The organism is Acinetobacter sp. ANC 5414, assembly GCF_013004295.1.
Taxonomy (GTDB): domain Bacteria; phylum Pseudomonadota; class Gammaproteobacteria; order Pseudomonadales; family Moraxellaceae; genus Acinetobacter.
Genome location: NZ_JABERM010000025.1, coordinates 89,135 through 102,560, shown reverse-complemented (window position 1 = coordinate 102,560; position 13,426 = coordinate 89,135). Strand labels below are relative to the sequence as shown.

The following is a 13,426-nucleotide window of genomic DNA, read 5'->3' as shown; positions in this document are numbered from 1 at the left end:
AATGACTTTAACTAATTTAGAAATTCTTTTTGATAGATGTGAAGTCAAATCACTCCCTACTCAAATTCAAAAGTTCATAATTGAAAATCAGTTGATAAGTTCAACTAATAATGAATTTGTGTCTTTCTGCGGTTTAATATTATTGGAAAGTAAAAAGTATGTATTTTTTCCCCTCTCCTCAGATAGGTCAATAATTGATTCTAATCCATATCATTATTCAAACTTATTGATTTCCTCATTAAATAAATACTTTAACTCAACGAAAAATAAAGTTTTTCATCCTGATGATGAGCTTCAAGAATCAGACTTACTAGGTTTAGATCAATTAAATGTAAGAAAAAATATAATTGATGATTATCTTAATAAAGGATTAATTATTTCGGAGATTAATACTTTAAAAAAAAATAGAGGTAAAATCGATTGGAGAGCAACATTAAACAAAAGTTTAATATTTCCTGACCAAAATAATTGTCCTATTTATATAGATTTTTACTCAAAAAATAGAATAAATTTTGATTATGAGATTACAAAAATTCATGCTGGAGTTCTACAAAAAATTTTTTTAGATAATGTTTTTTTTGATAATAGATTTAAGAAATTGCCTTATGACATTAAACATGCAGACAAATCAAAATTAAGTATTAACAGTCAAATCAAATTACTTAAGTCTGAATTAAAGAACCAATATAAAGATCGTTCAATCAGAGTTATCAAATTACTTATTAATTTTTTATCAAATTTTCATACCGAAAAACAAGGTACTAACATTATTGGAGTGACTAAATTTCATTGTGCTTGGGAGCATATGCTACTAAAAATATTTAACAATACAATATCTCTCAATGGCATGTTACCTAAACCTCGATATATTTCCGCTATTAAAGATATGAAACATGCTATCAAAGATGGAATGAGGACAGATATCGTTGTCATTGATGAAATAGAGAAATCTATTTCTATATTAGATGCAAAATATTACAAAGCAACTAATTCTCAAAATACACCTGGTTGGGGAGATCTAGTTAAACAATTTTTCTATGAAAAGGCTTTAAAAACACTCCCCCAGTATTCAGACTATACTGTCAAAAATATTTTGATATTCCCTGGTTCAGTACATAATTTTGAGAAAGTCAAAATGGCCACAGTATTGAAACCTATTCCTAAATTCTCACATTTTATTTTTAAAGAGGTGATCAAATTTTCATTGAGAGACTCTATTTTGAAAAAGGTCATAATTAATTCAGATTATGTCCAGTTTCATGATAAGGAATTTCCTCCATTGGATTGCAAGTATACCCCCCCTTTAGAGCTGTTGGATTTATATCTGCATAACAAGAAGGTAAATGTTAAATTTGTTTAGATAAATAAATTGCATATTACTGAATAAGTCGGCCACCCATTCCTGTTCGTGGTCTACCAGTTATTCTATCCAAGTAGGCCACTTATAACTCACAATTCCTAACAGGCATACAGATTAAGGTGAACTAATATGAATAGTTGGGTTGTTAATATTATTATCATTACGATTTTATGGATAGTTTTATATGGATTATACAGAATTTTAGTAGTATATTTCGCAAGAAAGAGAATGCGTAAAATGGCTGAACAGGAAGAACAACGTAGAGTTGAAATACGAGAAATCTTAAAAAACAAGCTGATTGTATTGAATCAGGTTGCGATTAAAATAGCAGCCGAAGAATTTATGCAGGCATTATTAGATTGGAAATCTGAGAGAACCATTAGGGAAACTATAGCACCCTATAGACCTGAATGGGGTGAGCAAGAAATTCTGAACTGTATTGAACGGAGTGAAAGTCTTATTAATCCAATAATAAAAGTATATCAACCTGTTTATGATGTCGCAATTCAGAAAAAAATCGATCAACCATTTGATTTATCTGGTTATATTCATTCTTTTTTTACGGGTTTTTATTGGAGTGAAGTTGATTATCCTGAAATTGATAAGCCATTGAGCAAATTAAGTGAATTAATGAGAGGTGGGTTATCCCACGAGGAATTCTGGGAAACAGATTATTATAAAAAGCATCTTGTACCTAAAAAAGTACAAGAACGTATGGAAGAACTGAGAAAAATAGGAAAATATTAATTTTATAATTTTTTTAATAGCACTTTATCAAAGATAATTTTAGTGGCCTACTTGGAATAGTAATGACTTGTATAGTACTAACGAGAATAGATGGTAGATTTATACAAGAACATGCAAATAAATATCTATTTCACTCCAGTTACTTCTTAAAGCTAAATCCCTAGGGAGTTCTACATCAAAATTAACGTAGATCTCCCTTCTCAAACAATATTCCTCATAACCATCCGCATATGTTTCATAACGTGGGGCAAAATATAATTTCAAAATTGGTAGATTTTGATCATCCCATCTTTGTTTGCCACGACTATATAAAAACAATTTCCCTAATGTATATAGTCGTCCAACCTGTTGTCGCATTCCTCTAAAAACAGCATAGGTTTGAAAATAGGACTGCCATTTAACAAGATCTTCAATTGGTTTAGCCTTGTTAGGTTGTGAAACATAGCGATTTATAATATTAACTAAGTCTGTCTTCTTTTTCGCTATAACTTCTTTTTTCCATCTCCAAGTCCAACTAAAGGGTTTACTTGGCGTTTTATAAAATTTATCGGAGTTGGATTTATATTTTTTGTGAGTCATCCGAACAAGCTCTGCTGAATATCCTGAAAAATCTAATTCTAGATAAGGTTTAGACATTACAAACTTCAAAACCTCATCGTCTTTAAAGTAGTCGTGGATTAAGTCAGTTTCACCAACGATATGCTCTCTAGAAAAAGACAACTCTTCTATTTCAAAGATTTTATCTTTACCGAATTGCTTTTGCTGTTCAGTAGAATGAATTGGCTGTTTACTGTGTTTATGGCTGTTAGGCGTGGTGATTAATAAAATAAAAAGCCATCTATTTTCATACATCACATCTTGAACAATCAGATCTGCAATCGGCTTTCCTGTTTTCAGTCGATAATTCCTTTGCCGACTCGTTAAATTTAGGTCATATCTGTCCGTTAGTTTCTCGATGAGTTTCTTAATGTGGGTTGTTGAGCCAATACCATTATCAATACTAAATGATGAGTAAAAGTATGCTCCACGAGTTACTTTGTCCTGAATTTTTTGTGCTGTGTATTTCGTATGAGGGCTGTAATCAATCATTTTTTGTCATCCAACAATACAGTTTAACTGTAAATCAACAATCCACTTTTTCCCTGTGGAATCTCATCTAAGCATGTGTGTCAATCAACAATAGAAATTGTCTCAATTAAGGTGTTTTTACTTTTGAGCTTTGCTCAAAAACCGCTATGGCAAAGCCATAACTTTATGAATGATCACCTCACTTTGTAAGGTGGCAATTAAGTAGTTCCTTATGACGACACAAACGTTATTAGTTAAATTTATATCATTTTAAATTTATTATCAATATTATTGATATTTGAAATTAGATGTACTAATATGAAGTCATCAATCGAATAGTGGACTGACCATCCATCCTTAATTTTCTTCTTTGAAGTTTTGGATGGGTTAAAGACCACCATTCAAAACTTTGATACATATTGCCGTGAGTACATGAACTAACCATTCTTGTACTGCCGATGTAGCGGACTGCTGGGGAAACCTCGCTCGGTACGTTGCAACGGGGGCTGGAGAGCTGCAATGCTCTTCTTCTATCCGTTCAGTCAACTTGGATTTAAGAGTTCCTATATGCATTGCATATAAAGTTGTTGGGCGACAAGGACACGGGAGCCTATAAGGAATTTATTCCGAAATGGTCATTTGGTTAGGAATAGCCAGATTAGATTTAAAACTTAGGTTTTGAATTGATACCCTGTTCAAGGTGATACAGTCAGGAGCAGCATAGGATGTGCGATAGTCTCCGTTAATAGCTGAGTGTGTATGCTTGATCGAGGCAAGTGAATAATTTGCGAAAAGTATGCTCATTTCCAATCACGATGGCTGCTGAGAGTACCGTGAGGTACTAGGACTTCGAGCCTAACGGTGGAGAAGTTGGCACCATTTGGCGCAAGCTGAGTGGGTCGCTGGATAGCTTAAACGTGTAACGGCATTAATCGATAGATGCTGATTGGAGTGTAAGAGTTTTACCCTTTATAAAGTTATGTATACATCATATCCCGATAAAACTAAGGAACTACGGTTGGGGGAAACAGGAAGTATGTATGCAAGCGAGAGGATAAACGGTCTGCACATTAAGACACTTTGGAATAACTTGGGAAGCACTGTAGAGAGGGCTTAAATTGGTTAAAAGTCTGTCAATTTATACAGTGTGGGAGCGATGGCAAGTAGCGCATATAAAGCAGGTTTTACCTGTGGAAGTTGTGATACAGATCTTCATAGCAAGATTAGTATTAAGTGAGATAGCTAGCTTAAAGCGAATCCTAAAACAATCTGATTCATCAGATTGCTCACTGCGAAAGCTGGAGTCGGCACATATGAGAATATGTTCTGCAATATGTTAGAAGAAGGTTAATGGAATACTTGGTCATATTCCTATGTTTGGGCTTGGTCGCTCAGACTAGACCATGATTGATAAAGCATAAGTATTCTGAAGTTTGGTCACTGAAGAAATATTACTTATGCGGAGTTGCTAGGTTCTTTTTTATCTAGCTAATGTTCACACGGACATGAAAAATATAAGTGTCTCGTTCTTCCATATTAGACGAGAAAAAGCTAAATCCTAGATTTAGAAATTTGACGTGGAATATGGCTTAAGTCAGCATGAAAAAAAATTGATCAGCCAATAAAGGCGTTAAAATTGAACAAGGAAATGTTCTCAAAAAACCATTTAAGGCTACATCCATTTAGGAGTAGCCTTTTTTCTAACTCTTAAATCTCGTATTTACATAAACAATAAGTTGCAATTTAATAGAATAACAATTCTTCTTGCTAACCAAGATACAATAGATTGTTCATCTATTAATATAAATAAGTTTTAACCATCTCTCTTTCAAATTACAATAATTGGTACTTTTAGAATGGCAGATATTGTTGACCCCCTTACACGTAGTCGCATGATGGCGGGTATCAAAGGCCGAAATACAAAACCAGAATTATTAATTCGCAGTTTACTTCATCGAATGGGATTCCGCTTTCGCTTGCATGTGAAAGATCTTCCAGGAAAACCAGACATCGTATTACCTAAATATAGAGCAATTATATTTGTGAATGGCTGTTTTTGGCATGGTCATAATAGTTGTCATCTTTTTAAATTACCTAAAACTCGACCTGAATTTTGGGAAAATAAGATTTTAAAGAATCGAGCTAATGATGTTAGAGCTATTGAAGCGTTATTCTCTAAAAACTGGAGGATTTGTATTATTTGGGAATGCAGTATAAAAGGTGCGAAGACAGATCCACAATTAGTTATCACGACTGTTGCTAACTGGTTAAAAGGCTCAGAATCCTTCCTTGAAATAAGTGCTAACGACAAGCTTAGCTTAACTTAGTTATTACCTCTTAATGAGCAACGCCGCTACATTAATGATAAATATAAAATTTCTCTATAAAAAAACGCAACAAAATATCTATGTTGCGTTTAAATATATTTTAAAACCCTTTATTTGCTTATCTTGTAGCGTTGTAGCAGATTTTATTTAGACAAGTATCTCTCAAACGCCTCAGTAAATTGTATTAGTTCATATCCTTTTTTTACCTTATCGCCCATACGTATATCATGTGAAAAAATCTTGAATTCCCGCAGCATAGAGGCTAATTTACGCGGGGAAAGCCTTCGACCATCACAAATTTCTACCCAAGGTTTTTCTTCATCCTCATACAATGCACAAAGAATATCTTGTGTAAATAATCTATCTATATTTCTATCTTTAAAAATATCACTAATATCTAATAATAATAGCTCATTGAGATTCACATTCTCATCTTCATTTTTTTGAATATTAATTGCTGCATATTCAACCAGCTCCAACCACCCCCCACCCACTATAGATGCTATCTTAAATAAACTTTCCCAGTTATCTTTAGCACGATCATTCAAGCATTCCGGTAATACAGGTTTAATAGCACGTAGTAAGTCTTGATTATCATCTACCCATCTAAGGCATTTACTCTTAATAAGTTTCCAATATTCCTTATCCCTGTATCTTAGACTTTCTACATGTTCATTTTTAACTTTTCTTCTTAATTCCAATATGATAGAACGATCCCTTAATGTTTCAGGAAGATGGCCTATTCCGCTTATTGCTTTAGCACACCATACATTAAATCTCCTAGGTTGATTGTCTTCCCCATCACAACGTATTACAAATGCATTTTCTCTACTATGCCCTGCATTCATGACTCCTCTCATACCATTGTGATCACTTAAAAAAGTATCAGCCTCATCAATTGTTAAAGTTGGTTGAAACATATCAATGGTTCGATATAAAGCCGCACTTGTAATGTTAGAAGCTGAAATATTCTTTTTAGATAACTCGCCTATAAGAGTAAGTAGTTGTGTTTTTCCACATCGTTTCTCTGGAGCTGTAATACAAGCTATAGGAGCGAAATTCATATTATCTATAGCCCAAGTAAATAAAATCCATAGAGTGGTTGCGATAGCCACAGGTTCATCACAAACTATATATTTTTTTACTTGTGTATTAATTTCATTTAATAAATCTTTGCCATTAACTGGATCAGAGAACGGCTCTACTTTGTCAAACCATTCATTTTCCTCTTGCTCCACCTGATATTTAATACGTCTTTTTTCAACAATTTTATCTAAAATATTAGGACGTACATCAAACAATTTTGCCGTTTGCTTTCTTTGCAGTTCATACTCCTCAATTTTTAGTTGAGCCAACCTCTGAATTTCTTTTTCAAAGTCCTCATTGGAAAGATCAGACTCATAGCCAAGTTGGCTGTTAATTTCATTTGGTTGTTTTTCTTGAATAGACATGAGGTACTCTGGTTTAATTTAAACTTACAATATTAAATCATCAGTATCATTATTAGATCAATACATTTATAAAAAAATTCCAATATTTATTTGTTAAACTAATATATAATTGATTTAAATATTAGGTGAGGATTCTTAATTAAAATGAATAATATCAATGATTTAAAAAACATATCTGACCGAATAGAATATGCTATAATTTTCTATAAAAAGAAAAACAATCAAAAACTTACATGGGCAAGCCTAGCCAAAGCTATCGGCTTAACTCCTCAAGCTCCGACCAATTGGAAAAAAAATAAAGTAAGTAAAGATACTCTTGAACAAATATCGAATTTTACTGGTGTTGATTATTACTGGCTGTTAACAGGTAAAGGACACCCTACTCCCAAACCCGCTCAAGCAATGGGAATAATAGGTACCACAACTATAGCTACTGGTTTCGGAGGTCCAATTCTTGGATTAGCTACAGCAGGATTAAGCTATTTTCTTAAAGCACTCAAAGAAAATAGTGAGAAGAAATTTATTAGCAAATTGAGTATTTCCGAAAATCTAGAAGTAAGCATAATTCCAGTTTACACACAAAATCAATTGGTTAACTTCAGAGAGAAAGTTTTAGATGAAAGCAATGATGTAGTACCTACAACTTTATCTGAAATTAGCGATTATTCTTTTTCTTACAAAATAGAAGATAAAAGCATGGAGCCTGAATTTCAAATAGATGACCACATCATTATTGATCCTCAGAAATTACCCCAAACAAATGATTATGTACTAGCTTTAAATGGCAAAACTAATGTCGTACTAGGTAAATATGTTATAACCTCCTCTACATCTGGGCAGCAAACAGGTTTTACGATAGAAGTACTAAATCAAAATTTTCCATCTTATTCATCAATTGAAAATGATTTAATAATTTTAGGCACAGTAGTTGAACATCAAAGAAAATTAAATTGATTAAAAAAGTATTGCAATAATTAAACCTATGATTTAATATTTATTTTGACGCATAGCTGACCCTCTGCGTCTCTTTCATTAATTTTGAGAAAATAAATATATGACAATCCCTCATAAGTACATAATTGTCGTTGAGTCATACCTACCTCCACGTATCCATTTAAAAGACAACCTCCCAAATATTGGCATAGTTGTTGAACTTAAGAGCTTGGAACTACCAAATCGCGTTACAACAGCATGGCTTTCTGAAAGATTCAATTTATCTCGAAAAACCATCATCGAAAAAGTTGGTATCTACAATAAAGGTGATGAGAACAAACACCTTTATGATCCTAAAGAAGTTATCCCAATTTTAGAAAATCTCCATTTGCAGAATGAAAAACGCAATTCAAGACGTAAAAATTAAAGAAGACTTAATGTACTTTTAGCTTCTTTGAAAATCTTTAATTAACTTTATAAATTCATCCGCAAACTTTTCCGCCTGCTCTTTTTGCTCTATCACTGTTATATTTTCATTATTAAAGGATGCCTTAATAGTCCAATTGAATGAACCCGTAATGACTTTTTTAAAATCAATAATACAAAATTTATGATGCATAAGGTTATTAAAAGCACCATTTTGCTGCTGGATCTTATAATATTCAATTTGGGTATTTTCGAAAGTAATCCCTTTGCTATTTGTTATTTCATCATCATTTACAATTATACGAATATTTACTCCTTTTTGATGTTGTCTATAAAGAGCAGTAGCTATTGGTTTTGAAGTAATCCATGCTACAGCAACCCAGACAGCATATTTACTGGCTAAAATATGCCCTATAATTTCTTTTTCAATTAACTCAAATACAGGCTTTACCATGGCATCTTCAGGTAAGTTAAAGCCTGACAATTTATAAATACCTTCTTTATTTTTTATTAGATGATATTTATCATGTTTTAAAATATTATTTAATTTCTTAGCTACTTCATCACTTTTCTGGGTTTGACGATCATCAACGAGTAGCTCAATTAAAAAAACCAGCTTATTAGTTCCATTTATTTCTTCGAGCTTCCTTTTTGTAAAGTCCTTTCTAGCTCCAAACAAACCTTTTTTACTTAAATCCCAATATTCTTCATTAAACCCTACTAAATTAAATAGCTCTACTATTTTAGGCCCTCCTCTAGAGCTAGGAGTATTGTCATCTCCTAAAACTACAGCTATTAACGATCCTATAGAAAGATTAGATATTTTCATACTTATTAAAAAGCCCCATAATCAGGGGCTAATAGTTTCATGCGTTCATCATTTTGGCAATATCTGAAGCACTTGGATTATAGTACGTATGGATCAAAGTTTTTATTGTTTTATGTCCTGTAACTTTTGCAAGTATCTCTACCGGCAACTTACGTTGATTCACAAAACGAGTAATAGCTTCGTGTCTGGTATCGTGAAAATGCACAACCCCATTTAAACCAACACGATGTAAATTTCGCTCCCAAATCAACCTCAATGAATTATCTGTATGGGGAATCAATTTTTCTCTAGTATGTTGAATCAAATTTAATAGCTCTTTTGCTTTGTGAGTTAATGGCACATCTCTTGGATTTCCATTTTTGGTAATCGGCAAATGGATATAATCCTCATGGATATATTTTCTTGCAATACCAACAATTTCCCCTCGTCTCATAGCAGTCTCCATGGCAAATAGAAAAGCCCAAGCTGCAAAATGTGAGGGCTTAGTTGGTACCATTCCATGTTTATAATTCAAACCTGCTAGAACAGCATCAATTTCACTATCTGAAATTAAACGTGAACGTGGAGCTGGCTTTGCAGGCTTTGCAACACCGCTGAAGGGATTTTCCTTAATCAAGAATAATTCTTTGCGCGCATAAGTAAATACCGCACTGTACAAACCCATTTGACGATGGACTGTACCAGGAGCAACCTCGGTTAAACGGTCATTACGCCATTTAGTAATTTTTTGAGGAGTAATACTATGAATGGATTCTTGAGCCAAGTCCCCCCAATATTTCTTGAAGGCTTTTAGTTGCTGTTTAATGTAGCTAGCACCACGCATCTGACAACCGATGTCAGCATAGTATTTTTCAAAAAGCTCGTGGAAAGTAATATGGATGACTTGATCTTGAGATTGATTTTCTAAACTTTTAAGCTCGACCAATTTAAGCTTTGCCCATTTAATACATTCTTCTTGTGTGTCACGGGTAGCATTATACCTTTGACCCTTATGGCGTACAGTGATACGCCAAGATTTACCACGTTGAATCGGCTTTTGCATATATACCTCAAAATATGTAGTCGCAAAGACACCAAAATCAACACCCATGCATTTAACTTGGGGTCGTTTTGGTGTCAAAACGGAAATATTAAGCGGTTTTTAATGCGAATTTTGAGAATTTTGTTTCTCAAGCTGACCAATTTAGCAGTAAAAACTTAGATACAAGTTATTGATATAAATTGCATCTACTTGATTTTCCAAATAAAAATATTGGTAGGTATAAGCAGACTCGAACTGCTGACCTCTACGATGTCAACGTAGCGCTCTAACCAACTGAGCTATACACCTAAGTGCTGTGAATCATATTCATTTTTATTTTTTAAGACAAGTGCTTTCTTTTATTTTTTAAAGCAGATGCACAAGTTTTAAGCATTTCTTTAAATTGCTTTAATTTTTGATCATTTTGCGCCATAGAAAATCGTTGCTGTTGATAATGTTCTGCTGTTTGGGTAAAGATCCTGTGTTCATCTTCTTCTATCATATCGGCTAAACGATGCATCCAAGTAAAAAAAGTTTCAGCTGGCTGCTTGCGTAATGGCGCTTCTAGTTGTTTAGAAAACCGTTGAATCACACGCTCATATGCAGAACCCTGCTGTCTATCACGATAGTAAATCCAAATAAAATAAAGAATCACCACCAACAAAATGCTTGAGAGCAATATCAGGGTACTGGCATAAGCTGTTTTCAGACCTAATTTCGACAACCAGCTTTGCTGCTTTTCGGCATCATATCCCACGACTTTGCTTTGCCACTGATAACTCGCATAGTCACTCCAGATTCGCATATTTTTCATCATTGAAAATTGACGATATTTCCACTTCTGCTCTTTATTTCCCAAGATACTTCGGTCATTTTCAATATAATTCTGCATTCCCCCATCTATACGCTGGGGAGCAATAATTGCGGTTGGATCAATCCGTTGCCATTTTCCATTGAGTTGTACTTCTGTCCACGCATGGGCATCCAGTTGACGAACTTCCCAACTTGCTCGATCCAATGCAAGTTGCCCTCCTTGATAACCAATGACCACACGTGCAGGAATCCCCACATAACGCATCAACATGGCAAAACTCGAAGCATAATGCTCACAAAAACCCTGTCGAGATTGAAATAGGAATTCATCAATGCGATTTCCACCCAGTAAACCTGGCGTTAAGGTATATACAAAATTATTCCTCTTATACCACTGCAAAATATTATGCACATATCGATCGGGTCGTTGCCCACTTTGCTGAAACATGTCTAAAGCGAATTGACGTGATTGTTCATCGAGTTGTTCAGGGGTTTGAATATTAATTTTTTCCAGTAAATTTGGCGTGCCCCCCCCCTGTCCTTGAAGCTGTGCATCACCCAACCAATGCAAAGTAATAGGTTGATTTCGTGTTATGGAACGGATCGGACTAATACCCCAATCCTGCTTTAATTGGTATTGAGGATCTTTGGGAATGGATTTTTCCAGTCCCATTATCCACATGACGCGCGAATCTGCAGCTAAGTATTGATAATCAAAACCCTGCTTTGTTTTTCTCGAAATCGTATTAGTAAAGATGGGCTGTTGATTCACCAAACTACTGGTCCAAGTTCTGCCATCATATTGATCAAGAACCATTGCCCGCCAATACAGTTCATTACGGGCGGGCAGCTTATTCATATTGCCAATAATGCGGAAAGCCAAACTGCTTGATTGTGATAATTCAGCAATATCACCGGGTGACATGCTGTCCCTCATCCCCGTGACACTTTTTTGTACTGTAATTGGAATATGCCAAAGTGGCGGTAAACGCGGGAAAAAGATAAACAGCAAGATAAAAAAAGGTAAAGCCAAAATCAGAAATTTACCCACATGCTTGGCATCTGTTTTTAATGCCGATGATTGATTTTGTGCCTGTTTAAATTCACTGGTTTGTAAACGATAAAGTCCGATCAGGCAACTAAATAAACATAATACAATGACAATCGCCATCCAGATGGATTGGCTATATAAAAATGAACTTGACCCGACAAACAAAGCAAAATTAAACAGGATAATCACATCTCGTTTATTCTTGGTTTCCATAGCTTTGGCAAATAAAAAAGTGGATAAAACAGCAACCCCGGCTTCTATCCCAATAAAACTCTGATATTTAAAATAAATCGTCACTAATGCCAAAATTGTCAGTGCAAATGTCCAAATTTTGGATACTGCTTTTGCCTCATCTTTAAAGCTAAAAAACAAACACAGAAGAATCAGGGCAAAAATTGCACTTAACAGAACAGGATTAAAAAATACTTGCGCAATCAGTAATAATAACAAGGTGATTAAAATCGATGTTTTAACGTCAGCATGAATCATAATTTAAGCCTGCGCCAAAAGTTTTTTTGCCTGAAGCAACTGCTTTGCACCTACGCCTAAGGTTAATTCAGCCTGAGGTAAAACTACAGCATAGCTACATTGCAGTTGCTCACATTGTTCAATCAACCCCATCATTAAACTCAGTTTTTCTTCATGTTCGGCACTTGGCATATTTGCATAATGGATTTCCACACTCGGTTGATCATTATGCTGCTCAAAGACTTTGATATATAAACCTTGTCCACGTGCAGCCTGCTTCCAGGATACGGCTTGCAAGCTATCCCCCAATTTGAAATTACGCAGTTCACGAAACTCATCCATATCAGGTTCAAAACTATGCTGATGCTGTTTATTTTCCGCATTATAAAATGCCGCTTTGGGTGCAACCCATGAATATTCTTTTAAATAAAAATAAGTCCAGGCACGAACCAGTCCAAACGGATATACCGCATAAATCTGTACGGTTGGATAATGAAACTTGCCACGTGTATCGGTAAAAAAAGACAGGGTAATTTTTCGCTTGAGTTCAGCGATGGAGACTTTTTCTAAATGCTGATCGGTTTTAATCCATAAATAACGCAACTGCTTTTGTGGCTGCTGAAAATGGATTTGCAAATCAAGATCATCCCCCACTTGCCCGATCTCGTTCACTGAGATTTCAATACTTAGCTCATGTAATTGTTTAAAGGTTAAATAAAAACTGATACATAAAATCGCACTGATCAGAAAACAAAACCCCAAAATCAGGTTATTGGCATAATTGATCCCGGCAATAAACGTAATCAAGATCAATACCACATACAGATAGCCCTGTTGATAGATAAAAATCAGAATGTCTTTTTGCGAGAGCTGTTTGATTTTTTCAAATTGAAAGCGTTTTGCTAACCATTTTTGCCAAGGCTTGCTCAATT

Annotated in this window: 11 protein-coding genes and 1 tRNA gene; 5 read left to right on the top strand and 7 right to left on the bottom strand. The window is 34.5% G+C overall.

The window, feature by feature from the left end; genetic code table 11:
* Position 1: 1 nt before the first annotated feature.
* Both HLH18_RS11550 and HLH18_RS11545 read left to right on the top strand, forming a co-directional pair.
* Positions 2-1,360, top strand: a complete 1,359-nt coding sequence (locus tag HLH18_RS11550) for an LlaJI family restriction endonuclease (RefSeq protein ID WP_171546942.1) — start codon at positions 2-4, stop codon at positions 1,358-1,360.
* Positions 1,361-1,489: 129 nt separating this feature from the next.
* Positions 1,490-2,107 (top strand): hypothetical protein, encoded by a 618-nt coding sequence (locus HLH18_RS11545; RefSeq protein ID WP_004647761.1) that lies wholly within the window; start codon positions 1,490-1,492, stop codon positions 2,105-2,107.
* A gap of 99 nt (positions 2,108-2,206) precedes the next feature.
* On the opposite strand, the gene HLH18_RS11540 is transcribed toward HLH18_RS11545, so the two are convergent.
* The gene (locus HLH18_RS11540) at positions 2,207-3,196 is read right to left on the bottom strand and encodes a hypothetical protein (protein WP_171546941.1); all 990 of its coding nucleotides are present in this window, start codon (positions 3,194-3,196) and stop codon (positions 2,207-2,209) included.
* Between the two features lie 1,835 nt (positions 3,197-5,031).
* Here HLH18_RS11540 and HLH18_RS11535 point away from each other — a divergent pair.
* Positions 5,032-5,502 (top strand): very short patch repair endonuclease, encoded by a 471-nt coding sequence (locus tag HLH18_RS11535; RefSeq protein ID WP_171546940.1) that lies wholly within the window; start codon positions 5,032-5,034, stop codon positions 5,500-5,502.
* A gap of 143 nt (positions 5,503-5,645) precedes the next feature.
* On the opposite strand, the gene HLH18_RS11530 is transcribed toward HLH18_RS11535, so the two are convergent.
* A complete protein-coding gene (locus HLH18_RS11530) occupies positions 5,646-6,953 on the bottom strand; it encodes a DUF3631 domain-containing protein (RefSeq protein ID WP_171546939.1) in 1,308 nt (435 codons plus the stop codon).
* Between the two features lie 144 nt (positions 6,954-7,097).
* On the opposite strand from HLH18_RS11530, the gene HLH18_RS11525 reads away from it, so the two are divergent.
* Positions 7,098-7,907: a S24 family peptidase gene (locus tag HLH18_RS11525; RefSeq protein WP_171546938.1), complete on the top strand. Its 810-nt coding sequence runs from the start codon at positions 7,098-7,100 to the stop codon at positions 7,905-7,907.
* Between the two features lie 100 nt (positions 7,908-8,007).
* A complete protein-coding gene (locus HLH18_RS11520; RefSeq protein WP_171546937.1) occupies positions 8,008-8,313 on the top strand; it encodes a hypothetical protein in 306 nt (101 codons plus the stop codon).
* 18 nt (positions 8,314-8,331) lie between these two features.
* Here HLH18_RS11520 and HLH18_RS11515 read toward each other — a convergent pair whose 3' ends face one another.
* The 5 genes from HLH18_RS11515 to HLH18_RS11495 all read right to left on the bottom strand — a co-directional run bounded on the left by HLH18_RS11515 (position 8,332) and on the right by HLH18_RS11495 (position 13,424).
* On the bottom strand, positions 8,332-9,141 hold the full coding sequence (locus HLH18_RS11515) for a phospholipase D-like domain-containing protein (RefSeq protein ID WP_171546936.1): 810 nt from the start codon (positions 9,139-9,141) through the stop codon (positions 8,332-8,334).
* Between the two features lie 37 nt (positions 9,142-9,178).
* Entirely contained in the window at positions 9,179-10,183 is a 1,005-nt protein-coding gene (locus tag HLH18_RS11510) for a tyrosine-type recombinase/integrase (RefSeq protein ID WP_171547026.1), read from the bottom strand.
* Between the two features lie 211 nt (positions 10,184-10,394).
* Positions 10,395-10,471, bottom strand: a tRNA-Val gene (locus HLH18_RS11505).
* Positions 10,472-10,502: 31 nt separating this feature from the next.
* On the bottom strand, positions 10,503-12,515 hold the full coding sequence (locus HLH18_RS11500; RefSeq protein WP_171546935.1) for a transglutaminase TgpA family protein: 2,013 nt from the start codon (positions 12,513-12,515) through the stop codon (positions 10,503-10,505).
* A gap of 3 nt (positions 12,516-12,518) precedes the next feature.
* On the bottom strand, positions 12,519-13,424 hold the full coding sequence (locus HLH18_RS11495; RefSeq protein ID WP_171546934.1) for a DUF58 domain-containing protein: 906 nt from the start codon (positions 13,422-13,424) through the stop codon (positions 12,519-12,521).
* Positions 13,425-13,426: the final 2 nt, after the last annotated feature.

What these genes read in the sequence shown, in the direction of transcription:
- HLH18_RS11520 (WP_171546937.1), top strand. Translation starts at nt 8,008, where the DNA reads ATGACAATCCCTCATAAGTACATAATTGTCGTTGAGTCATACCTACCT.
- HLH18_RS11500 (WP_171546935.1), bottom strand. Translation starts at nt 12,515, where the DNA reads ATGATTCATGCTGACGTTAAAACATCGATTTTAATCACCTTGTTATTA.
- HLH18_RS11525 (WP_171546938.1), top strand. Translation starts at nt 7,098, where the DNA reads ATGAATAATATCAATGATTTAAAAAACATATCTGACCGAATAGAATAT.
- HLH18_RS11535 (WP_171546940.1), top strand. Translation starts at nt 5,032, where the DNA reads ATGGCAGATATTGTTGACCCCCTTACACGTAGTCGCATGATGGCGGGT.
- HLH18_RS11550 (WP_171546942.1), top strand. Translation starts at nt 2, where the DNA reads ATGACTTTAACTAATTTAGAAATTCTTTTTGATAGATGTGAAGTCAAA.
- HLH18_RS11530 (WP_171546939.1), bottom strand. Translation starts at nt 6,953, where the DNA reads ATGTCTATTCAAGAAAAACAACCAAATGAAATTAACAGCCAACTTGGC.
- HLH18_RS11515 (WP_171546936.1), bottom strand. Translation starts at nt 9,141, where the DNA reads ATGAAAATATCTAATCTTTCTATAGGATCGTTAATAGCTGTAGTTTTA.
- HLH18_RS11540 (WP_171546941.1), bottom strand. Translation starts at nt 3,196, where the DNA reads ATGATTGATTACAGCCCTCATACGAAATACACAGCACAAAAAATTCAG.
- HLH18_RS11545 (WP_004647761.1), top strand. Translation starts at nt 1,490, where the DNA reads ATGAATAGTTGGGTTGTTAATATTATTATCATTACGATTTTATGGATA.
- HLH18_RS11510 (WP_171547026.1), bottom strand. Translation starts at nt 10,183, where the DNA reads ATGCAAAAGCCGATTCAACGTGGTAAATCTTGGCGTATCACTGTACGC.